Here is a 21731-nt window from a genome sequence, read left to right on the forward strand (position 1 = left end):
TGTGATCCGGCGATTTGTCGATGTTAAGCTCTTCACGGATGGCTCTGGAGTCATTGAACCATGCTTCAGTCTCTCGGAAATCTTTGTCGAGTTCTGCATGCAAGAGGATAAACGCGATCTGAGCCCACTCGGCGAACCCGCTGGCGCCGTCCGGCGCAGCGGGTTCGTCAGGGTTATCGACGTGCTGTTTGGCAAGATTCTTACACTGCCGTATGATCGGTCTTTTCGACCTCATATCGACAGACGGCGTCCAATTCCCCACAAGCCTCACGGAAATCAGCCGAGAACAAGGCTGAAACTGGTGCTATTCGACGCTGCAACAGAGCATGAATGATACGAGGGATTCGTACTCGCTGCTGTCGTCGGTCGGAACGACTGTGTAGTCAATCCGTTCCGAGTCAAGTACCTCTAAGACTGGTTCGCGCGTCTCCGGTCGGAGCGAAATCTCGACGTGGCGCATGGGATACTGATCACTGGAGACGGACAGACATCAACCATTGCGCGCGTCTCGGCAACTCGGACCCGAAGACGGTCATGGGCAACCGAGGTCTTTCGCTTCAACTCTATCGGTTGAGCGAACTATCTTTCTACAAGGAAAGTACCCTGCCGTTTACGATCTGTTGAGATGTCTCGAGCCAAAGTGCAACCACCGAGCGAAAGTAGGCGAGGTTGACACCATCTCCGCGCTTTAGAGGGTCGAAGATATCAATCGGATATCTTGACAACCTGTTTTCCGATATTGTCTCCGGAGAACAATCCGAGGAATGCGTCGGGTGCGTTTTCGAGTCCGGAGACGACGGTCTCACGATGCGCGATGTCGCCGGTCGCAACCCACTCGCCAAGTTGTTCGCTCGCTTCCTCGAATCGAGTGGCATAGTCAGCGACGAGTAGTCCCTGCACTTTTGCTCGCGTTGCGATGAGCTGTGTAAGCTTCCGTGGCCCCGTCGCCACTTCCTCGTCGTTATAGTGGGCAATTTGCCCGCAGACGGCGACGCGGGCGTCAAGCTTCAGTTTTGTAAACACCGCATCCGTGATCGGACCTCCGACGTTGTCGAAGTAGACATCAATGCCACCTGGTGCAGCATCATCCAGTGCTGCCTCGTAATCATCAACTTCTTTGTAGTTGATCGCAGTATCGAAGCCGAGTTCCTCGGTAAGCCACTCGACTTTCGCCTCGGAGCCAGCAAATCCAACAACGCGACAGCCACTCATCTTCGCAATCTGCCCGACAACGGAGCCGACTGCGCCGGCCGCTCCAGAGACGACAACTGTATCTCCTGGATTAGGGTCACCAACTTCAAGCAGTCCAAAGTACGCTGTTCGGCCCGGCATTCCGAGCACGCCGAGGTACGCAGGTAGGTCTGCCACATTGGGGTCAACGGGCATGACGCTATCGGCATCAAGGAGACTGTAGTCCGCCCAGGTTCCGTTTCCTGTCACAAGATCGCCAGCGTCGTAGGCGTCGCTCTTACTTTCGACGACCTCACCAACAACGGCGCCGTGCATTACGTCGCCAACCTCCCACGGTTCCGCGTACGATTCGGTATCCCGCATCCGCCCTCGCATATACGGATCAACTGAGAGGTAGCGAACGCGGACAAGGAGTTGCCCGAATTTCGGGTCCGGAATGTCGCGCTCGCGGAGTTCGAAACTGTCCATGTCCGGTTCGCCCTCGGGACGTTCAGCGAATATCCACTCGCGGTTTGAATTTCGCACACCTGCCATTCGGTACACAGATAGAGTCAATTTCGATCCCAGCAACACCTACCGGAACGGCAGATTCACCCAGGTAAAAGTATGTGAATACGGTCACGCAGTCGACACTCACCAGTTGAAAGCTAGAAGTTACTACGAACCGGATAGTAGTTGTCGAATCAACTTCTGGCGGCACCTGAGGTGTATTTGACGGTGCTCATGGCGATAGAGCAGCGTCTCGAGGCACTCGAGCCCCGGCCACTAACTTACGACTGGCGATAACCAGGGTGCCAGATAATATTGTTATGTGTTGTGTTTTCTCGAAATGAGTGTACGTCAGTAGTTCCGTGATAAGTAATCGTATGGCTCGGTAAGAGTGCTTGTGAGTGGATTTCAGGAGCCGCGTTGGCTACGGGAATAATGTAGCGGCAATACACAATACTACCCGGTGGCTTTTCTGTTCCAGACCTCTACACGACATCGATGCCATCTGCTCTGTTTGTTATCAGTGAAGAAGGTTATTGGGGCGAAGAATGCGCGAATCCACTTGACGAACTCAGAAACAAGGACTTTGATATTGACATCGCGACTCCATCGGGATCGAAACCGGTCATCGATGAGACCTCACTGAATCCCGACAATGCTTTCGTCACCGAGGAGGCAGCAGAACTCGCTCAAGACCTCCACGAGGGGTACGAAGGAATTCAGAATCCCGAGCCAATTGCCAGCGTCGACTCAACGAACTACGATGTAGTGGTGTTCCCGGGTGGACACGGGACAATGTGGGATATCAACACCGACAGTCACGCTCGCGCGCTCCTGCGCGATGCAGTCGAAGGTGACGACGGCAAGGCATTAGTTGTCTGTCACGCTGCTGGACTAATGGCGTTCACGCGAACCAGTGACGGTGACTATCTAGTCGCAGACCGAGATGTGACCGGATTCCCTAACGCCTGGGAGGAAGACCTCGTTGACGAGAATGACCGCTTGCCAGATGGGCGTAAGCTCCCCTATTGGGTTGAAGATGAAGTGCGGGCTGCTGGTGCCAATTGGGATGCTGATCCTGACGCCGAGGAGAACGTTATCGTTGACGGCGACTTGATTACTGCCCGCGGTCCCCTGTCTTCCAGTGCTGCAGCTGACACGCTTTTGTCGGAACTTTGAGGCGGAACATCCTTCGATAATTAATATCCTCTCCGCCCTGCTCGCACCTATTCGGGCCTCGCTGAGGTGGAGATTCCCGACCGTAGGTGGGAGATTACGGTTCGCGGTTCGTGACCTGTTCTCGCGGGGCGAAATTGCTCTCGCTACAGTCGAGCAGGCGAACCGCTGGCTGTGTCGTTCGAAAGGCGCAAGCGCCTTTCGTGATGATGAGAAATCTTTGGTCTCTCGAACCACCAACCAGCCGTTATCTCTATCTTTCTTCAAGGAGAGAATCCCGGCGTTTACGCCGTCATCAGAAATCTTCGATTTCTGATTGCCCGCCAGACGTAGTCTGACGACCGGGCGTGAATCTGACAACGCTTACACAGTCCCTGTTCGGTAGCAATACGGGTATTTAAGTTCAGTCGAGGTATAGTATGACATACACCGAGGCGGCACGTCCGCCCACCTAATCGGACAATATCGGGACTCCGAGACCCAGAACGTTCGAGACTCCCATTTCGAACCGCTGTGGTGTCTCGATCACCAAGATAACTCCGAGTCCCCGTGCCGGGGATAGGAGTAACGGCGGTGTGGCCCCGCCATCGGCCCGTCATACCGACGAGTCGTAAACCAGCAAATATCCCAACCCAGCGGTGCGGTGCCGTGGGAAGCCTCGCCGTCGTCGGGCGTAGCCCGACTGCCCGAGGGATCTTCGATCCCTCTCCGTTTACGGCGAGGAGGAGGTCACCTGAGTGGATCCAGAAGATTAACTGCCCAGATAGCGCATTTCTATATGATGGCTATTACTACCGAGTTCGTCCTCCAGTCGCCTTTTCTTCCGCTTGTCAGTATTCCGAAGACACTGCAACCCGACGAAATAGAGTGTATTCACGCGCTCTGTCTCCAACCGGATGTGCAGGAGTTCACCGTTCAATTTAATCACGACGATGACATCTCCAAAAACGACCTGCTGGCTCTCGAAGAAGTTGTGGAGGCTGATTCAGTGGGAGAAACAAGTGAGAAGACGATCTACAAGCTCGTCGTTGAACTGGAGGAGTCAGTATCACAGGCGCTTGCCCCCGATTTCGAAGGAGCTCAGTTAGAACCGACTACCATCACTACTGAAGGATGGCACGAAACGAAGGTGTTCAAGACGTATGAGGCCTTCAACGAATTCCAAAAGAGCTGCGAGAGTCACAGTATCTCTCTTGATCTCATCTCCATTACTTCCGAACCATCGACTGCTGACGATTCGCCCCAACATGGATTGACTGACCGGCAACGAGAGGCTCTCACACTCGCTATCTCCCGTGGCTACTATGAGAGCCCGCGCCAGGTCACAGCCGAAGAGCTTGCCGAGGAACTCGGTATCTCACAACCGTCGCTATCGAATCTCCTCCGCCGTGGGGAACGGCAACTTATTACTTCCTCGCTTGACTCACCGGTTTCAGTAGACACAATCTCCAGATAGTCACGAAATTGCTGAGTGAATTCTGAACGGTTTTTTGTCTGGAAGAGAGGAAATTTCTGGTGCTATTTAAACGTCCTATCTGGATAGCATCAGCGATATCCAGTCTTGGGCTGCACAGTAGACTGTATACGATTATGAAGGCAGCAGTCTATCGCGGTCCCGGCGACATCCGTATCGAAGACAGACCCGATCCGTCGGTCGAGGAACCGACAGATGCTATCATCCGCGTTACACACACCGCCGTCTGCGGCTCCGACCTCTGGTTCTACCGCGGTGAGGAGGAGAAGGAAGAAGGTGAACCTGTTGGTCACGAACCGATGGGTATCGTCGAGGAAGTCGGTGACGACGTCCGGTCGGTCGAACCTGGCGACCGTGTGTTTGCTCCGTTCTCTACCAGCTGTGGCGAGTGCGAGTTCTGTCGCAAGGGACTCCACACGTCGTGCCCGAACGGCAGCTTCTGGGGCGGTGAAGGTCGCGGCGCGCAGGGTGAGAAACTCCGCGCGCCGCAGGCTGACGGTACGCTTGTCCGTGTCCCTGACAGGTACGCCGACGACGAGGACACGCTCGAAGCACTCCTCCCGCTGACAGACGTGATGTGTACGGGCCACCACGCCGCCGTCTGTGCGGACGTCCAGGCCGGTGACACGGCTGTCGTTATCGGCGACGGTGCTGTCGGGCTCTGTGCTGTCCTCGCCTCCAAGCGGCTTGGTGCAGAGCGCATTATCGCGGTCGGTCACCACGAGGACCGTCTTGAGCTTGCCGAGGAACTCGGCGCGACAGAAACTGTCGCCAGCCGCGGCGAAGAAGCCATCGAGGAAGTCCAGGAACTCACGTACGGTGGCGCGAATCACGTCCTCGAATGCGTCGGCGCGGAATCCTCGCTGGAGACGGCTGCCGGTGTGGTTCGCCCCGGTGGCAATATCGGATACGTCGGCGTCCCGCACGTTGAGGACCCGTCGTTCCTTCAGCCGCTGTTCCTCAGCAACGCGTCGTTCACCGGTGGCCCTGCACCAGTCCGGGCATATGCCGAGGAACTCATGGAAGACGTACTGCAGGGTACCCTTGATCCGTCGCCGATCTTTACGAAGATCGTCGATCTCGACAGTGTTCCCGAGGGATATGAGGCGATGGACGAGCGAGACGCAATCAAGGTCTTGGTGAAAGTCGACCAGTAGAGCTCTGACCCCACCTCTATGTCTACCTCGAGTGTGTCTGTTGTCTCAAGCAGTGCGGGGACTAACTCGTCAGCATCACCTCTCGCTTTGATCTCGAGGTCGGGCAGTGGTTCGCCGTCAGTCTGCGAAATATCGAAGACAGCCGCGTGCCGAAAGCACATGAGGCCCTTTTCCCCCAACTGTCCGGGGTATCATCATACTCACAGTCACTGCGCTCTGGGTACGATGGAGAGTTCCCACAGTCGGGATACTGCTTCGCGATGATGGGTGCCCAGATCCAGCTTGCCGTCTCCTCTTCCTTGACGTGTCGGTTAAACTCGCTTTGCCACGTTCGGTAGCCGGCAACGCGCGTTGCCTCTGGACACTGAAGTTTGATCAACAGCGTGTTTCGGTGCGAGTAGTCCTGGAAGCGACTCTGGATGACTAACCACTCTGTGAACTGCTCGCTCGAAAAAGCGTCACCAACCTCATTGACGAGGTCCTAGACCCACGCCTCGATCGTCCTGTGCATCTCATCGTGCCGGGTGTCCGAATCGTCGAACGGTTCCCGGAAGCTACTGCTCGTAGCCATATTCGATCACTGCTTCTCGAGTCGAATCGAATTCAATCGAACTCGAGACGACCTCCAGCCATTCAGGGCTCTTACAAAAGACGCCAGACTCGAACAGGAACAGCGGTTGCTCGAGATGCTCCATGTTCGACGGGTCCAGCAGTTCTGGCTGGCCAGCACGACTGCTTCGCTCACGTCCTTCGTCTACGTGGTGGCCCACACACTGCTGTCCCACGTCTGCGGCGTCATGTTCGCTGTCGAGTGTGTGGAGTTGATCACCGCTGCGATGATTCTGTCCGACTAATCGGCTGAGTTCTTATTCAGTCCGCTGTTCGGGAGTACCATTCCTATTTAACCGCTCAAAACCCATATATTCTCACCTCTTCCAAATTATTATATATCTAATATAATAAATAATAAACCATCGACGAGCGGCATACTACTCCATTTTGACTCGTTATCCGATCGCTTGGTCTCGTGTATTGACCGTACCCATTGCAATATGTGTGACTACTGAGGATTTCAACAGAGCCTGATTCAACCAAACTATTATCCACAGAGGGCAGTAAGGTAACTCCGTAATGAGAGCAGCAGTTTATTATGAACAGGAAGATGTTCGTGTCGAAGATATTGAAGAGCCAGAAGGACCTGCTGCAAATGAAGTCCGTGTTGCCGTGGAAGCATGTGGGATCTGCGGTTCGGATCTTCACGAGTATACGGCAGGTCCGATTTTCATCCCTGATGAAGGAGAGCCAAACCCGGTAACGGGTGAAGAGCTTCCGATTCCGATGGGTCACGAGTTTGCGGGCGAAGTGACAGAAGTGGGCGAAGGAGTGAGCAATATTTCTGTTGGCGATCACGTCGCAGTGAACCCGATCATTTACTGTGATGAGTGCCAGCACTGTGAAGCAGGGAATTATCACCTCTGCGAGTCGGGTGGATTCATTGGTCTTTCTGGTGGTGGCGGTGGGCTCTCTGAGGAAGTTGTCGTTCCTGAAGAGAAAGCAATCACGCTTCCAGACTCAATCCCTACAGAATACGGCGCTCTTGTCGAGCCGTTCAGTGTTGGATTTCATGCAGTCCAGACCAGTGATTTCTCTGCTGGTGATTCAGTTGCTGTCTATGGAACAGGTCCAATTGGCCTGACGGTGATTCAGGTGCTGCAGGCAGCTGGCGCGGGTACGATCTACGGTGTTGAACCGCAGGATTCACGGCGTCACCTCGCATCTGAAGTTGGAGCAGATAAGACAATTAACCCGATTGAGACTGACGCAGCTGAATACATTACTGAGCAGACTGATGGTGGCGTTGATGTGGCGTTTGAAGCCGCAGGGATTGAGCAGACAGTTCAGGATGCAATCGCGTCGACCGCTCCTAGTGGGAACATCACGATCGTCAGCATCTTCGAAGAGACCGTAGAACTAAATCCGAATGAATTCGTTATGGGTGAGCGGACACTCAGTGGGACGCTCGCTTATGAAGGAGGTCCACAGTCAGACGAGGAATTCGGTGCGGTCATCGGTATGTTCGAATCGGAAGACCTTGATCCAGAAGCACTGATCAGCAGTCGAATTAAACTAGAGAATGTTGTTGAAGATGGGTTTGAGGCGCTTCTTAGTCCGGAGCGAGAAGCAGTGAAGATTCTCGTCGAGCTGTAATCGGTCAGTGTTGTAGCTTCACCGGCCTTGTTGAAACCCTCATTCGGTGATAGGTTTTGGCGACCTTGCCGGATACAGAGCGCAAAGCGCGAATGCGGCACAGGCTGAGAGCCGATCTGGGAAGGGGAGTGATCGGTAAGTATAGGTCAAGAAGATAGCAGAGAGACAATCAAAATATACGATAATTACCATAAACTACGTGCTAAATAACGAACCTATATTCCCATACTTACCTAATGCAATTTAAACACAGGACACAGCCGATACTTTTTCCTTGTATTCGAAGATACAGAGGGTTAAAATAGAAGCTGAATGAATATTTCGTCACGTAGTGGTCCCATAGAGATCAGCACCTATTTCGCATTTAAATGCTTATTCTCCATATAAGCATGATCACTTCGGAACACTCTCCCACGATAGAGAATGTTGTCGCTTCAACTGGAGTGGATCGGGAACTCAACCTCGAGGCGGTCGCCGAAGACCTCGACGGAACGGACTACGACCAAGAGAGGTTCCCCGGGGCAGTTTACCGGACCCAGAACCCGAAATCCGCCGCACTGATCTTCCGGTCGGGCAAGATCGTTTGCACGGGTGCGAAAAGCACCGACGACGTCTACGAAAGTCTCAACATTGTATTCGATGAACTCCGTGGCCTAGGTATCGACGTTCCATCTAATCCAGAAATCACTATCCAAAATATCGTTTCGAGTGGCGACCTCGGATCTGCAGTCAATCTAAACGCCATCGCCATCGGCTTCGGTCTCGAAAACATCGAATACGAACCCGAGCAATTCCCGGGTCTGGTCTATCGCATGGACGACCCCAACGTGGTCACCCTTATCTTCGGTAGCGGCAAAGTCGTCGTCACAGGAGCAAAAGAACCGGCGGATGCTGGCCGCGCACTCGACGTTATCTCGTCACGTCTCGATGAACTTGGCCTGTTAGACTGACTGATCTCGATCCACGTCCGTTCGTCAGTTGCCGCAGTTGTTTAGATAACGACACTTGGATTTGTACGTTGAGGAAGCCATAATTTGAGTAATCAAAAATGGAAAAGAAGTACCGTTAGACAGGTATTCCAGAGCTAGTTAAATATCACTTCACTTCACTGGAGTACCACCGACAGGAAAACGCAGTTGCTGACCATGATAACTAAGTCTACGGACTGTACTGAGTAATTCATCATAGATCTACCAATATAACCGGAATCTGATAGAAGTATCAGCGTTAGATTCGCACCTGTAGTGAGTGGATAGTTCGCTGGTTCCGGTGTGAAACAAACGAGATCGTACTGCTGCACTCATCCTCTGTATTCAACGCGCTCTTCTTATTACCTGTTGAGGGTTTCAACAGAGCTGTTTCACCACCTTTTCATCTTTTCTAGCAGAGATACAGAATTATATCTCCCATGGCTGGATGTATCGCAGGTCCTTGACTTCCACCCCACGTGAAACGTGGATGAAGACGTCAATGACTCCAGGCCCGCTTGCGATATGATCGAAAGCGTTTTGGTCAAATAATTTTAATAATAGCGCATGCTCGTACGGGTGCCTGCGCCGAATTCTCTGTTCGCTCAGGCGCAAACAGATGGTCGGGAAGGAACCAGGGAAAGGTCCGACCGGTTCCCGCCGCTATAATGCCGGTGACATCGCCGAGTGTTCGCTCTGCCGTCGCCGAACAGTATCTGACCGATGTCGCAGGGTTATTTCCGCATACAGGAGGTCCAACGGCGTTGGAAGCCGTGACCACTTGTCCGGTTTGCCGTGTCGAATCAACATGTCTAGTTGGTTCGGGAAGGTGGAGCCGCCGTATAGGTGTCGACCAGGCCTCCGTTGCAATCAAGACCACTTATACTCCTGAGAATGGCTATCCTGTCGACGGAGTAAAATCATCAATTGTCCATGACTAGCATCGGAAACCGGATTGACGAGACGATTTCACAGCTTACCGAACTCATCGTCTCCCGACCTCGAGCAGTTGTTATCGTGTTTCTCCTCGGGACTGCGCTTTTCGCCGCCGGTATACCGTTGGTTGAGACGGAAACAGACCTGGGCGACAGGTATTCAGAGGGACTCGAAGTCAAAGAAGCACAAGATGCTGTCGACGAGGAGTTCGGAGGACCGTTCACAACCGATAGCGAGACAACACAGCTGATACACGACGGGAGCGATGTCCTCACTCAGGAAGCACTCCTTCACGTGCTCTACCTGCTTGAGCGGATCGATGATCGGCCGGATCTTAGAATGGAGTCCGCGCATGGGCCTGCGACGATGGTCGCACAGGCGCTTGATCCTGCCGCCGAAACGCCGGCCGAACAGCGCCGAGCAGTCGACCGAGCAACAGAGACGGAGATCCGACAGGCGGTCAAAGAGGTAAGCGCGAGTCGTGAGTTCTCGATGCTGGTGTCGGAGGATTTCAACCGCAACCAGGCATCGGCATCGGCGTCGATAACGGTTATCAAACACGATGTCCCGTCCGAGTTCGATGACGAGGATATGGATGGCATTCTGACGACGATCAACACGCTGGCAGAGGATGAACCGGCAGACCTCCGGGCGTTCGGGAGCGGACTTGTCGACTCCGAACTCGAGGACGTCATCGGCGATTCGTTCGTGATGGTTATGCCCGTCGTCGTGGCGCTGCTTTTAGGATTCCTCGCCATTGCCTATCGAGATCCATTTGATTTGGCGCTTGGCTTGATCGCGCTACTAATGACGATCGTCTGGACGTTTGGATTCCTTGGCTATACCGGCATCCCGTTTGGGCAGGAGATGATTATCGTTCCGGTCCTGTTGTTGGCTGTCGGAGTCGACTTCGGGATACACATCATCAACCGCTATCGGGAGGAAAAGGTTTCGGGCCGCGATCCGGTCCCCGCAATGCGTACTTCGATAAACCAGCTCTCGATCGCTTTTTCCATCGTCACCGCTACCGCAATGTTTGGCTTTGGCGCGAACCTCTTCTCCGACCTCGAGCCGATGCGGGAGATGGGACTCACAGCAGCTGTCGGGATTGTCTTTGCGTTCGTTATTTTTGCTGGTTTTTTACCTGCAGTGAAGCTTCGGGCCGATCGCCTCCGGACTCGATATGGCGTTCCGGAGTTCAACTCGACACCGATCGCCTCCGAGGAGTCCTCGCTTGGTCGTCTCTTGGCTGTGTCAGCGACTGTCGGAAGGCGTGCTCCGGTGATCTTGGTTATTATTCTCTTGATATTCGGGGCTGGAATGGGTGCATACGGCACCGGCGTCGAAACGACGTTTGAACAGGAGGACTTCCTGCCACCAGAAGACGAGGCGTGGTACGTCGAACACGTACCGGAACCGTTTGCCCCTGGTGAGTACACCGCTACTGAGACGCTCAACTTACTCGAAGACCGGTTTGTGACTGATCAGGATCAATCTGTTACAATATATGTCGAAGGGCCGTTCGAAGAGGATCACGCGCTCGAGGCACTGGCCAGACCAGACAATGATCCGCCGAGTACGTTCGCTGTCGGGTCGGACGAACAGGTAGAATCGCAGAGTATCGTCACGGTCATTCGATCTCATGCCGCACAGGACCCCGAGTTCGCTGCTCTCATCGACCGCAACGACCGGAATGACAATGGAATTCCGGACCGCAATCTCGACCTGATCTACGACGAACTGTTCGCTTCGTCAGCAGGTCCAGAGGCACGACAGTACTTGGCTGCCGATCGTCGAGCCGCACAGATCGAGTACACTATCGAAGCAGGGACCACGGTGGACGAAATCGCAGCGGATGGTGCTGATCACGCCGATTCCTTCCGCTATGCTGCAACTGCTACAGGAACGCCCCTGATTTATAATGCGATCACTGACATTCTCTTCGTGTCGTCGATTCAGGGCATGGTACTTGCTCTTATTCTCTCAACAGTATTCCTCGTGATCATTTATTCCGTCCTCGAGCAGAGACCGGGGATTGGGCTGATCAACGTGTTTCCGATAGGGATCGCTATTGCATCCCTGCTTGGCACGATGCGGCTACTCGATATGCCGTTGAATGCCGTAACGGGGCTACTTCTCTCGTTCGCTATCGGACTTGGGATCGATTATTCAGTTCACTTTACCCATCGGTTTGTAGATGAATACAATGATCAACCGGAGACGCTATCGGCGGTTACAACGACGTTGTCGAGGACTGGTGGTGCGCTCACTGGAAGTATGCTCACGACATCGATTGGAACCGGGGCGCTTACGCTCGCGATTACGCCCGTTCTTGGTGACTTCGGAATCTTGATTGCGTTGAGCGTGTTTTATTCGTTTGCGGCATCCGTCGTTGCGCTCCCGCCTGCGTTATTCTTGTGGGATCGAGTTGTGGCGTCTGACGCAACCGGAATCGAACGGGTGACAGCACTACTTCCTCAATAAACCAGCAAATATTCTAACCCGGCGGAGCCATGGAACCTCACCGTTTACCATAGCTGGTCAGGGTGTCATAGAAGACTTCCCACACCTACACAGGAACCGCTCACTACAGGGGGCTTAGTTAGCGGGTCCGGTAGCTCTGTGTCGTCCATACGCGTATGCGAGCCACAGGAGGGTAACAGGAAGTGCAATATACTTGAGGACATCGAAGAGGAGGAGATAGGACGCTACCGTTTGTCCGATAGTTCCGGACTGTGGGAGCCATGCCGGCAATCCCGAGCCTCCGATATCGGCGAACGCCACGGTCAACACTTGATCACCGAGTAAGACAACGGTCAACAGGAGTAAGGACGCTACCGCTGGGCGACGGAGGTACGGATCGTCACGGAGCGAGCTAAGCAGGGCCATAGTAGCAATATATAGCTTGTATTACATTATCTTTTGGTGAAAACCGCGAACCGACAATATACGTGGCGCGAAGTACGCAGCTGTAGTTACCGTGAGCGGTGTGTCCGAGAAGATAGGTAGGGTCGGACGGACGAGATCGAGTCAGCAGTAGGAACAGGCCAACACAGTAATACTAATCCCGTTCAAATCACCAACAGGTATATTTCATTTCTACTGTGAGTATGCCATTATGGACGAATCTTCCCTCCAGAAACGTCTTGACACTATTCTCCTGCTGTTAGTGGTGAACGTTCTGCTTTTACTCGGAATCGGTTTTCAATACGCTACTGAAAGTACAGTGGGTGTGTTAGTACTCGCACTATTAATTGCATATGGGCACATAAAGAACACTCGTGAGTCAGGTGGAGAGCAGTAAGTTCGCAATCAAATTCTCACGGCCAATTCAGTTGTAGAGATGTGAAATAAACACCGTGAAAACTCTTCTATGACACCCTGATAGCTGGTAGTTACGGATGTTGCACCCAGTCAGGATGTTCCAGAGTCGTGGACACGTTGTAAATCGTGTAGACAACGAATCCGACGATGTATCCGGCAACAAGAACCGACGTCATGCTATTCCTTCCGACAAGGACGACGAAAAGAATCAGAAGCGGCCCAAGCATGAGATAGAGATTGTAGACTGGATCATCCGGACCCGAGTTTAGTACCCATGTAAGGAGTCGACTTCGGTAGTGACGCCGACTCATTCGTAGATGCCACCTCGCCAGAAGAGTGCTCGAAGTGTGACAAGGATCGGGATAATCTCGAGTCGGCCGATCCACATATTCAGGATGAATGCAAGCTTGCCGGCCGTCGGTAACGACTCGGGGCCAGTGATCCCGGCCGAAAGGCCGATGTTCCCTTGTGCACTTGCGATTTCGAAGAGGATCATTTCCAGGGGATAGGTCTCGCTCGGGAGAGTCATCAGGAGAACGAACAGGCTCGTTGCAAGGAACACAAACCAGAGGAGAGCAATGATCGCTGCTTCTCCGAATTCCCGGGGACCTTCTTCTTCGTCGAGGACCCGGTCGTCAATCCAAAGTCGGTGGACAGTACTGTCGGGATAGAAAACATAGGAGACGCGAAATCGGATCCCTTTCACCAGCATTATCAGCCGAATGAGTTTGATTCCGCCGGCGGTGGAACCGGCTGCTGCGCCAACGACCATCGCGAACACCAGCGTGAGCAGGGCACTTGTGGGCCAGACAGCCAGCGAGAGGGGTGCCGGTTCAGTCGCCGTCTGGAATCCTGTGGCAGTCAGTGCTGAAACGAACTGGAAGACGCCGTATCGGAACGCTTCCATGACCGAATCGTACGCCGGCGAAACCAACAGCCAGAGAAACACCGACCCAACCACGAGAACTGCGGCCAACCATCGCGTCTGAAGATCCGTATAAAGTCCTCGTAAGTCCCCCTGAAGTACGAGATAGTGGACTGGAAATGCAATGCCGCCCGCAATCATAATCGGGAGCAAGACAGCCTCGATGACGACGCTATCGTATGCACCGATCGACCCGTCGATAACCGAGAATCCGCCGGTTGAAATAGCGGTCATACCGTGGTTGATTGCCTGCCACGGTGGCAGCCCGGCCAGCCAGAGCAACAGAATCGAGAGTGACGTAAACAGAAGGAAGATCCACCAGATCGTTTGTACCGTCGAGACGATACTGGGATGAATCTTCTGCGACCGCGCCTCGCTTTTGTACAGCGTCAACGACCCGCTTCCGGGACGAGCAAGGATTGCCGTCGTAAGCACGATCACACCAACACCGCCGACCCACTGGATCAGACTCCGCCACCACTGTAGCGTCCGTGGGAGCGTACTCTCGTCTTCGGCCATCGTTAATCCTGTTCCAGTGAATCCACTCATACTCTCGAAGATCGCGTTCAGTGGGTTCGTGAAGACGGTGAGACTCTCCGTCAGGGGTGGCGTTGCAAGTCCGAGTCCACCCGGCGTAAGTGTCGCAATCCAGGCAACCGTGAGAAACGGCAGCGAACCGAACACTGCGATAGCGAACCAGCCCGTAGCGGCGATCATCATTCCATGCAGTTTGTCTGGACTGTCGGCATCAGCGAACGCTGTTGAGAGTCCCCATCCAATCGCTACCGGTACCAGCCCCGAGATCACAAGTCCTGGGATGGCGTAGTATTCCCCCCAGACGAGCGGGACGACGACCGATACCAAAATCAGCCAACCAAGAACCCGAAGCATCCAGCCAAGATCCCGTCCGAGAGGCGCGATCGTGTCACTTCTCATTGATAATCGTCAAAGAACCCGAAGATATCCGTCACTGCTGGATTAGTTCCACGTTCGGAGTAGACGGTTAGCCGGTCACCGGGTTCGATCGCTGTTGTCGGGCGAGCGATCTGTGGCTCGTTGCCGTCCTCGCGGACGATAGCGACAACAAGCACATCGTCAGGAATCACCTCGTCTGATCGAGCTTTCTTGAGAGTCTGCCCCGCGATCGGAGCCTGTTCTGTGACGTCGATTTCGAACACTTCTGCATCGCCTTCAACCGGCATGTAGTCGATAATCGCAGGCTGTCGTGCCGTCCGATACAGTGATTCAGCGGCGAGTTGGTGAGGACTTTTGACCGCATTGACACCCATCTTGCGGAACAGCTCTCGGTGTTCAGGCTGATGTAGCACAGAAACAACAGTTGGAATCCCGAGTTCGGTCGCGAGCAGACAGACAAATAGGTTCGTCGCGTCCAACTCGAGTGTCGAGATGAGGGCGTCAGCTCGGTCAGCGCCTGCTTCCTCGAGTATTTTTTCTTTCGTAGCGTCGTCGTTGAGTACCAGACAATCGTATTTGTTGGCAATCTCGTTCGCTCTCGTCGTGTCGTTCTCGATGACTACCACGTCGTTTCGAGTTCGTGATGCGATATCTACCAATAGAGTGCCGACGCTCCCTGCTCCGACGACAATGAAGTGCATCACTGTAACGTTTCAATCTAAATCTCATAAGTCGCCCTATCCGGCTAGCAATCCGTTTCCGAAGAACGCTCTGTATTTATAGCTGCAACTGACTACACCAATCCTGAACGCGGAACCGCTTTCCCACGAACTCGGTGCATCACCACGGAAATTCCCTCCGTTGTGACACTCAAGTTGTTTTTTGGCACTGGGTGACGAGGACGGCCGCCTGATTCGAACATGTCTCACGGACCATCGGAAGATACAATCGCGTCGAACGACAGTCGCACAGCGAACGAACAGACAGCGAGAGACGGCCCGTCTCCAACCGTCCCCGCTGGGAAAAGCGTCACAGAACTCACGATCAAGGCAGTCCTGATCGGTCTTGCGCTCAACGTGGTGCTGTTGACCGCGAACATGTATCTCGGGATGCGGTCGGGAATGACTATCAGCGCCTCGATCCCAGCTGCGGTTATCAGCATGGGCGTGTTTTACGCACTTCGCAACGCCGGTATCGGCGGGACGATCCTCGAGAACAATATCGTCCAGACGATGACGTCCGCGGGCGAGGCGCTGGCAGCCGGCGTGATCTTTACGATCGCTGGCGTCACGTTCCTTGATCAACCCATCGACATTGCCGGAACCGCAGCGGTCGCAGTTCTGGGCGGACTGCTTGGGATTCTCTTTATGATCCCGATGCGTCGATATCTCATTGTCGACAAACACGAGGAACTCCCCTATCCGGAGGGGACTGCGTGTGCAGACGTTCTCGAAGCTGGCTCACAGGGCGAGGGGGGCGTAAAGCTCATCTCGCTTGGCTTTTTCGTGAGTTTCGTCTATATGTGGCTGGCTAGCGGGATGGCTGCGTTCAAGACGACCATTCAGACGGCCTTTTCGGCGGGTCAGACTCGTGGATTCGCCATCGGTGGCGATTTCACTCCCGCACTGATCGGCGTGGGATACATCATCGGTCCAAAGATTGCTGGCTACGTGTTCGGCGGCGGGTTGATCGCCTGGATGATGTTAATCCCGCTGCTCATTACGGGCGGCTTCGTTCCGGAGGCGGCCGCCGACGCGACGCTTATGACGCAGGCGAACGCAGTCTGGGACGAGTACATCCGCTACGTCGGTGCAGGCGCGATGATCGTCGGCGGGTTCTATGCGATTCTTTCGATGAGCGGGACGATCCGCGATGCGCTCGCAACAGCCATGGCCGATCTTCGCGGCTCCGCGACGACTGCAACGGAGCAACAGCGGCGAACGCAGCGAGATCTCCCGATGAAGCTCGTCGTTATCGGGGCTGCCGTGATCGCGCTCGCGTTGGTCGCAATTCCACAGGTTCAAGTCGGACTGTTGGGCGGGGTCATCGCTGTTGTTGCCGCCTTTCTCTTCGTTGCTGTCTCCGCATATCTGGTTGGGGTTGTGGGGAGTTCGTCGAACCCCGTCTCTGGGATGGCCGTTGCGACGATCCTGATCGCCGCGCTAGCACTGAAGTCGACCGGCGTGACCGATCCTGTCGTGGTACTTGTCACGGCCTCAGTCGTCGCGATCGCTGCGGCAGTCGCAGGCGACACCTCACAAGACCTGAAGACCGGCTATCTTCTTGGTGCGACGCCACGCAATCAGCAGATCGCACAGATGATTGGGATCGCAATCTCTGCCCTCTTTGCGGGCTGGGTACTGTCTTTCTTCCATCAGGCGTACGGCATTGGGAGCGAGACAATTCCCGCACCACAGGCGGGGATGATGGCACTGATCTCTGAAGGAGTTCTCACTGGAACCGCCCAATGGGGGATGATCCTCATTGGCGCCGTCTTTGCGATCGTCTTGATCCTCATGGACGTCCCAGTGTTGCCTTTCGCAGTCGGAATCTACCTTCCGATCACGCTCGCGACGCCGATCTTCTTGGGCGGCCTGCTCCGTGCTGGAATCGACTGGTACGTCGCGCGGAACGACGACGAGGACGGCACCGTCGAGGAACATACAACCTACCGGGGACGGATTATCGCTGCTGGGCTGATCACCGGCGAAGCGATCATGGGGATCGTCATCGGCGCGCTCTACATCCTCGAGATCGGCGCGGCCAGCGGTGCCCCGTTCCCATTAGGGTTCGGCGCCGAAACACAGACGATCCTTGGCGTTGTGGCTCTTGTCGCCCTTGTCGGAATCTTCACTGTCGGTGTCCTCCGCGGGCCCCAAACGGTCGATACATGAGCACGCATGCGCCGAATGCTATCCCGACACGAACCACGGACGACTGGGAAGTAACGATCAGTGATGGCGACCGACGAGTCACGATCACGTGGACGAAATCCCCACGAAATCGACTCGACCAGTTCCTGTTCGATCTCTTCGGGACAAGCCGTGAACGCGAACTCACGCTGGATCCAGTCGGGACGACCGTTTGGCGCCACTGCGACGGCAATCATACCGTCTCTGAGATCGCATCGATCGTCGCCGAAGAACACGACGCCGATCGTGTCGAACCAGTCAACGAAACGCTTGCTCACTTCCTCATGCAACTTGAGGAACGAGAGCTAATCCAGTTCGACGACCAAGCAGACGAGTGACCGCTGACAAGTCTTTATAGAGTACTAAACACCACTCAATCAGGATAATAATGCCAGAAAATACAAAAAACGTGGCTACGATTGTCGATGACCTAACGACGACTGATATCGGGAGTCGCGATACGATTTATCCCATTTCCTCTGCAGTTCGCGAAAAACAAGGGAGCAACCCTTCGATGCAGGCTGCTGAACGTCTCAATAACGCTGTCGATTCCGAGGATACTGTGCTTGTGCTCACTGGCTTTTTGATTCCGCCGTCGATGGTTCAGGAGACAGATGGGCCACTCGGAGCGGTCTCTGTTGCACGTGCTGTCGACAGTGCTCTCGATGCAAACCCGATCATTGCATGTGAACCTGCGGCTGTCGATATTTGTGAGGCAACGGCAACGGCTGGTGAACTCCGTGTTCTTGATCGAGAGGCAGTATCCAATAACAAACGGTCTGTCTCGGTCGAACCATTCCCCGCTGACCGCTCTAAGGCTCAGAAGTATGTCGAGGAAATCTTGTCAGAGATTGACCCCGCTGCGGTCATCGCCGTAGAGAAGGCCGCTCCAAACAAGGAGGGTGTCTACCACAATATGTCTGGATACGACGTGACCGAACAGACAGCCAAAGTGGATGAACTCTACAGTCGACTTCCGGCTGATGTGTTGACGGTCTCTGTCGGCGACGCAGGAAATGAGGTCGGTATGGGTCTTGTTCAAGAAACAGTCGAAGATGAGATCCAGTACGGGGACGAATGTCAGTGTGGCTGTGGAGCAGGGACAGCAGCGGACATTGAAACGGATCTCTTGGTTCCGGCAACGGTTTCGAATTGGGGTGGGCACGCGATCGCAGCCTGTCTCTCACACGTGACGCAGACCCCCGTATTACATGATCCCGAGGTAGAGCGTCGGATGCTTGTTCAGGCATCGATGGCTGGTAGTATCGATGGGATCGTAGGCGGAACAAATGCCTGGTGTGACGGGATGCCGCCGGATGCACATGAATCAGTGCTCCGTCTGATTCGCGAGGTCCTTCGTTCATCTGTTCATACCCGCGGTGGCAGTGAAATCGGACGATAGCTATACTATAGAGGGCGTCATAGAAGTCTTTTCACAGTGTTGATTACAGCCGCTTCTACGATGAGATGGAACTCATGGATTCTCCCCAGACCGTCGTCGTTGATCGCTGGCGTGCTGGTTTCGGGGTGTGGTGCTGCTATCTTCGTCGCAAGTTCACGAGCGACGAGTTCAGCTGAGACGACCGGACAAGCCGCTGACGAACTCTACAGGCAGTGCAAGGCGAGTGCCTCGGGGCTTGACCCCGAGGCGGTTCACGACATCTTCATCACGGCAACATCGGATGGTGTCACTATCACACGGAACTCCCCAATCGAGAACCGAATCTCGAGATCAATATCAGTCTGTGGACCCATCGAGTCTACAAGTCGCTCGAGTGCTTCGACGTCGATCACCCGCTGGAGTTGGTACTCGTCCCGATCGAGGCCCTGTTCCTCGAGTGCAGTGATGATCTCAAGCAGAAGCGGTTGATCACTCATCGTCGATCACTTCGCTGACGATGTCGATGATCTCCTGGGCGGTCGAACTGATTCGCTCAAGCCGATCGAGGATCGTCTCTGGTTCGTCACCGTGCCACGCGGCGAGGTAGAACGCTGACCCACTGGTATCCAACTTGAAGTGCCGTCCAACGATGTAACCGACCGCTTCGGCCTCGAGCTCACGTTTCGATCGTTCAGCCTCGTCGTCGACGCCATTGTGTAACAGCGCATGCGCGTACTCGTGAACGAGCGTGACGGCAAGATCAGCGTCATTCTCGCGATCACGGACAGCGACGCGTGGCTGTTCCGCTGGTCGATACTGGCAGATTCCCTTGGCACTCCCATGCGACCAGTCCTGGGGTGGCACGACCTCTACGTCCACCTCGAGTGAGTCTGCTGCCTCGAGGAGTGCGGGAACTAACTCGTCGGCCTGTCCCTTTGCTTCGGTCTCGAGGTCGGGCAGTGGCTCGCCGTCAGTCTGTGAGATATCGAAGACGGGTGCTGGCCGAAAGCCCACGAGTCCCTTTTCCCAGCTGTCCGGAGGGGTTTCATCGTATTCACAGTCACTGCGCTCGTGGTACGACGGGGAGTTCCCACAGTCAGGACACTGCTTTGCAATGATGGGTGCCCAGATCCAGATCGCTGTCTCTCCTTCCTTCACATGCCGGTCAAACTCGTTTTGCCATGTTCGATAGCCGGCAACGCGTGTCGCGTGTGGACACTGGAGTTTGATCAACAGCGTGTTTCGGTGCGAGTAGTCGTGGAACCGACTCTGGACGTCCAACCACTCTGTGAACTGGTCGCTCGAGACGGCGTCATCGACTTCGTTGACGAGGTCCTGGATCCATGCCTCGATCGTACTGTGCATCTCGTCGTGCCGGGTGTCCGAATCATCGAACGTTTCCCGGGAGCTGCTGCTCGTAGCCATGTTTGATCACTGCTTCTCGAGTCGTGTCGGATCGAATCGAACTGAACTCGAGAAGACCTCCGCCCATCAGGGGGTCTCACAAAATATGCCGGACTCGAGCAGCTGGAGAGTCGTCAGTCAGTGAGCGCCAGTGTCTTGTTTCTTCTGAAGACAGTGACCGGTAGCAATTCACACCCGTCTGTCGGCGTCAGTTGGGATCGTAGGGGTCCGTAGCTGTGTCGAGTCGATAAACATCCTCTGCTGCATCAAAGTCATTGTCGAACGCATACAGATAACCGAGTCCCTCGGTCTGCATATACGCGATAATGCAACTATCGACGAAGGACAGTGGTTCGTGCTGTCGGAACAGTGCTTTTCCCGTCGCAAGAGCGTCGGCAGTGAGAGAGTCGATATGGAAGCGAGCGTTTTCCTCAATACGATCAAGGAGGTCGACAGCTGCGTCGTGGCCAGCGTGGGTAACAAAGCCGTTGAGCGTTTCTGCGAGGACGTAGTCGAGGACCACTGCCTCTGGAAGGGTCCCATCGTCGATGCCATGGAGTATCGGGAACGCGGCTTCGTGGGAACTGTCTCGTCTGTATGTTGCTGCGAAGAGGACCGTTGTATCGATGAGCGCGCGTGGCATTTACTCTACGCCCCAAGCGTCATGATCGGTCGTGACGTTGGTATCCGTCTCGCCCTCGTAGCCATCGAATTCAGCGAACGTGCCTGTTTGCTGTTGGATGATTTGGATGCGAACGCTCCCATCGTCTTCGATATGCCACCGGAGCTGATCACCGTCGTCGATATCGAGTTCACGCCGAATCCGTGCCGGGATGTTCGCTTGATTTCCTGATACCTTGCTTTCGGCGTCGATCCTCTCACTGCTCATATCTATCACTATGAGACTTGTCCTGAATGCTCTGTTGAACATCGATCTAATCAGCCGATATCACTGGCTTAGAAGGATGAAGCCGAGGAATTCGATTCTGTCCTATGGAAATCGATATCCTCGACTTCATTGAACAGTGTCGTGACCTAGCCAAACAAGCGTTGGGGAAGCACGCGGGCGAGCCCGCCAGCGGCGGGTTCGCCCGCTGGGTCCATGTCGTCCTACACTGTTTTCGGCTCGAAGAAGGTCACAGCTACCGTGAAACGCCGAATCGGTTGAAGTACATGACCGAGATTTGTGACGTACTCGGTCTCGATCGAGAGAACCTCCCCGACTACAGCACGATCTACAAGTCGTTCGACCGGCTGAAAATGTGGGTGTG

19 protein-coding genes and 3 pseudogenes are annotated in these 21731 nt (G+C 54.5%); 10 read left to right on the top strand and 12 right to left on the bottom strand.

Features of this window, described 5'->3' with window-relative positions; translation table 11 throughout:
• From BSG09_RS17355 to BSG09_RS17365, 3 genes and pseudogenes are all read right to left on the bottom strand, one after another.
• Positions 1-235 (bottom strand): annotated as a pseudogene (locus BSG09_RS17355) (IS5/IS1182 family transposase); the annotation flags it as partial.
• A gap of 69 nt (positions 236-304) precedes the next feature.
• A complete protein-coding gene (locus BSG09_RS20375; protein WP_254799200.1) occupies positions 305-460 on the bottom strand; it encodes a hypothetical protein in 156 nt (51 codons plus the stop codon).
• A gap of 245 nt (positions 461-705) precedes the next feature.
• A complete protein-coding gene (locus tag BSG09_RS17365) occupies positions 706-1716 on the bottom strand; it encodes an NADP-dependent oxidoreductase (protein WP_092935388.1) in 1011 nt (336 codons plus the stop codon).
• A gap of 462 nt (positions 1717-2178) precedes the next feature.
• On the opposite strand from BSG09_RS17365, the gene BSG09_RS17370 reads away from it, so the two are divergent.
• From BSG09_RS17370 to BSG09_RS17380, 3 genes are all read left to right on the top strand, one after another.
• On the top strand, positions 2179-2859 hold the full coding sequence (locus BSG09_RS17370) for a type 1 glutamine amidotransferase domain-containing protein (protein WP_092935356.1): 681 nt from the start codon (positions 2179-2181) through the stop codon (positions 2857-2859).
• 778 nt (positions 2860-3637) lie between these two features.
• Positions 3638-4312, top strand: coding sequence for a helix-turn-helix domain-containing protein (locus tag BSG09_RS17375; RefSeq protein ID WP_092935390.1), 675 nt, complete (start codon positions 3638-3640; stop codon positions 4310-4312).
• A gap of 134 nt (positions 4313-4446) precedes the next feature.
• Entirely contained in the window at positions 4447-5487 is a 1041-nt protein-coding gene (locus tag BSG09_RS17380; RefSeq protein WP_092935358.1) for a zinc-dependent alcohol dehydrogenase family protein, read from the top strand.
• On the opposite strand, the pseudogene BSG09_RS21400 reads toward BSG09_RS17380, so the two are convergent.
• Positions 5478-6058, bottom strand: a pseudogene (locus BSG09_RS21400) (ArdC-like ssDNA-binding domain-containing protein); the annotation flags it as partial. The gene BSG09_RS17380 and the pseudogene BSG09_RS21400 sit on opposite strands and share 10 nt — an antisense overlap.
• Positions 6042-6257: a hypothetical protein gene (locus BSG09_RS17390; protein WP_092935360.1), complete on the bottom strand. Its 216-nt coding sequence runs from the start codon at positions 6255-6257 to the stop codon at positions 6042-6044. The gene BSG09_RS17390 and the pseudogene BSG09_RS21400, both read right to left, overlap by 17 nt.
• A 361-nt stretch (positions 6258-6618) precedes the next feature.
• Here BSG09_RS17390 and BSG09_RS17395 point away from each other — a divergent pair, with 361 nt between their 5' ends.
• The 3 genes from BSG09_RS17395 to BSG09_RS17405 all read left to right on the top strand — a co-directional run bounded on the left by BSG09_RS17395 (position 6619) and on the right by BSG09_RS17405 (position 12083).
• Positions 6619-7695 carry a 2,3-butanediol dehydrogenase gene (locus BSG09_RS17395; RefSeq protein ID WP_092935362.1) on the top strand — a complete coding sequence of 359 codons (1077 nt, stop codon included), beginning with the start codon at positions 6619-6621 and terminating at the stop codon, positions 7693-7695.
• Positions 7696-8084: 389 nt separating this feature from the next.
• The gene (locus BSG09_RS17400) at positions 8085-8645 is read left to right on the top strand and encodes a TATA-box-binding protein (RefSeq protein WP_006183532.1); all 561 of its coding nucleotides are present in this window, start codon (positions 8085-8087) and stop codon (positions 8643-8645) included.
• Between the two features lie 951 nt (positions 8646-9596).
• On the top strand, positions 9597-12083 hold the full coding sequence (locus BSG09_RS17405) for an efflux RND transporter permease subunit (protein ID WP_092935364.1): 2487 nt from the start codon (positions 9597-9599) through the stop codon (positions 12081-12083).
• Between the two features lie 911 nt (positions 12084-12994).
• Here BSG09_RS17405 and BSG09_RS17420 read toward each other — a convergent pair.
• The 3 genes from BSG09_RS17420 to BSG09_RS17430 are packed head-to-tail and all read right to left on the bottom strand — an operon-like array spanning position 12995 to position 15464.
• Positions 12995-13234, bottom strand: a complete 240-nt coding sequence (locus tag BSG09_RS17420; RefSeq protein ID WP_092935370.1) for a DUF2177 family protein — start codon at positions 13232-13234, stop codon at positions 12995-12997.
• Positions 13231-14784 (bottom strand): TrkH family potassium uptake protein, encoded by a 1554-nt coding sequence (locus BSG09_RS17425; RefSeq protein ID WP_223174785.1) that lies wholly within the window; start codon positions 14782-14784, stop codon positions 13231-13233. Before BSG09_RS17425 ends, BSG09_RS17420 begins: the two co-directional genes overlap by 4 nt.
• A complete protein-coding gene (locus BSG09_RS17430; RefSeq protein WP_092935372.1) occupies positions 14781-15464 on the bottom strand; it encodes a potassium channel family protein in 684 nt (227 codons plus the stop codon). Before BSG09_RS17430 ends, BSG09_RS17425 begins: the two co-directional genes overlap by 4 nt.
• Positions 15465-15683: 219 nt before the next feature.
• Here BSG09_RS17430 and BSG09_RS17435 point away from each other — a divergent pair, with 219 nt between their 5' ends.
• Genes BSG09_RS17435 through BSG09_RS17445 form a run of 3 tightly spaced genes read left to right on the top strand, consistent with a single transcriptional unit; the run spans position 15684 to position 19077 of the window.
• Complete coding sequence (locus BSG09_RS17435) at positions 15684-17657, top strand: OPT family oligopeptide transporter (protein ID WP_092935374.1); 1974 nt, start codon at positions 15684-15686, stop codon at positions 17655-17657.
• A complete protein-coding gene (locus tag BSG09_RS17440) occupies positions 17654-18013 on the top strand; it encodes a PqqD family protein (protein WP_092935376.1) in 360 nt (119 codons plus the stop codon). The genes BSG09_RS17435 and BSG09_RS17440 overlap by 4 nt, the downstream gene beginning before the upstream one ends.
• A gap of 50 nt (positions 18014-18063) precedes the next feature.
• Positions 18064-19077 (top strand): glutamate cyclase domain-containing protein, encoded by a 1014-nt coding sequence (locus BSG09_RS17445; protein WP_092935378.1) that lies wholly within the window; start codon positions 18064-18066, stop codon positions 19075-19077.
• 251 nt (positions 19078-19328) lie between these two features.
• Here BSG09_RS17445 and BSG09_RS17450 read toward each other — a convergent pair whose 3' ends face one another.
• From BSG09_RS17450 to BSG09_RS17465, 4 genes are all read right to left on the bottom strand, one after another.
• Positions 19329-19553 carry a HalOD1 output domain-containing protein gene (locus tag BSG09_RS17450; RefSeq protein ID WP_092935380.1) on the bottom strand — a complete coding sequence of 75 codons (225 nt, stop codon included), beginning with the start codon at positions 19551-19553 and terminating at the stop codon, positions 19329-19331.
• Positions 19546-20481: an ArdC-like ssDNA-binding domain-containing protein gene (locus BSG09_RS17455; protein ID WP_092935382.1), complete on the bottom strand. Its 936-nt coding sequence runs from the start codon at positions 20479-20481 to the stop codon at positions 19546-19548. The genes BSG09_RS17450 and BSG09_RS17455 overlap by 8 nt, the downstream gene beginning before the upstream one ends.
• 187 nt (positions 20482-20668) lie before the next feature.
• Positions 20669-21103 carry a PIN domain-containing protein gene (locus tag BSG09_RS17460; RefSeq protein ID WP_092935384.1) on the bottom strand — a complete coding sequence of 145 codons (435 nt, stop codon included), beginning with the start codon at positions 21101-21103 and terminating at the stop codon, positions 20669-20671.
• Positions 21104-21349, bottom strand: a complete 246-nt coding sequence (locus BSG09_RS17465; protein WP_092935386.1) for an AbrB/MazE/SpoVT family DNA-binding domain-containing protein — start codon at positions 21347-21349, stop codon at positions 21104-21106.
• Positions 21350-21453: 104 nt separating this feature from the next.
• Here BSG09_RS17465 and BSG09_RS17470 point away from each other — a divergent pair.
• A pseudogene (locus BSG09_RS17470) lies at positions 21454-21731 on the top strand (IS5/IS1182 family transposase); the annotation flags it as partial.

The sequence above is a fragment of the Natrinema hispanicum genome (assembly GCF_900111485.1).
Taxonomy (GTDB): domain Archaea; phylum Halobacteriota; class Halobacteria; order Halobacteriales; family Natrialbaceae; genus Natrinema; species Natrinema hispanicum_A.

What these genes read in the sequence shown, in the direction of transcription:
- BSG09_RS20375 (WP_254799200.1), bottom strand. Translation starts at nt 460, where the DNA reads ATGCGCCACGTCGAGATTTCGCTCCGACCGGAGACGCGCGAACCAGTC.
- BSG09_RS17370 (WP_092935356.1), top strand. Translation starts at nt 2,179, where the DNA reads ATGCCATCTGCTCTGTTTGTTATCAGTGAAGAAGGTTATTGGGGCGAA.
- BSG09_RS17375 (WP_092935390.1), top strand. Translation starts at nt 3,638, where the DNA reads ATGGCTATTACTACCGAGTTCGTCCTCCAGTCGCCTTTTCTTCCGCTT.
- BSG09_RS17380 (WP_092935358.1), top strand. Translation starts at nt 4,447, where the DNA reads ATGAAGGCAGCAGTCTATCGCGGTCCCGGCGACATCCGTATCGAAGAC.
- BSG09_RS17395 (WP_092935362.1), top strand. Translation starts at nt 6,619, where the DNA reads ATGAGAGCAGCAGTTTATTATGAACAGGAAGATGTTCGTGTCGAAGAT.
- BSG09_RS17400 (WP_006183532.1), top strand. Translation starts at nt 8,085, where the DNA reads ATGATCACTTCGGAACACTCTCCCACGATAGAGAATGTTGTCGCTTCA.
- BSG09_RS17405 (WP_092935364.1), top strand. Translation starts at nt 9,597, where the DNA reads ATGACTAGCATCGGAAACCGGATTGACGAGACGATTTCACAGCTTACC.
- BSG09_RS17420 (WP_092935370.1), bottom strand. Translation starts at nt 13,234, where the DNA reads ATGAGTCGGCGTCACTACCGAAGTCGACTCCTTACATGGGTACTAAAC.
- BSG09_RS17425 (WP_223174785.1), bottom strand. Translation starts at nt 14,784, where the DNA reads ATGAGAAGTGACACGATCGCGCCTCTCGGACGGGATCTTGGCTGGATG.
- BSG09_RS17430 (WP_092935372.1), bottom strand. Translation starts at nt 15,464, where the DNA reads ATGCACTTCATTGTCGTCGGAGCAGGGAGCGTCGGCACTCTATTGGTA.
- BSG09_RS17435 (WP_092935374.1), top strand. Translation starts at nt 15,684, where the DNA reads ATGTCTCACGGACCATCGGAAGATACAATCGCGTCGAACGACAGTCGC.
- BSG09_RS17440 (WP_092935376.1), top strand. Translation starts at nt 17,654, where the DNA reads ATGAGCACGCATGCGCCGAATGCTATCCCGACACGAACCACGGACGAC.
- BSG09_RS17445 (WP_092935378.1), top strand. Translation starts at nt 18,064, where the DNA reads ATGCCAGAAAATACAAAAAACGTGGCTACGATTGTCGATGACCTAACG.
- BSG09_RS17450 (WP_092935380.1), bottom strand. Translation starts at nt 19,553, where the DNA reads ATGAGTGATCAACCGCTTCTGCTTGAGATCATCACTGCACTCGAGGAA.
- BSG09_RS17455 (WP_092935382.1), bottom strand. Translation starts at nt 20,481, where the DNA reads ATGGCTACGAGCAGCAGCTCCCGGGAAACGTTCGATGATTCGGACACC.
- BSG09_RS17460 (WP_092935384.1), bottom strand. Translation starts at nt 21,103, where the DNA reads ATGCCACGCGCGCTCATCGATACAACGGTCCTCTTCGCAGCAACATAC.
- BSG09_RS17465 (WP_092935386.1), bottom strand. Translation starts at nt 21,349, where the DNA reads ATGAGCAGTGAGAGGATCGACGCCGAAAGCAAGGTATCAGGAAATCAA.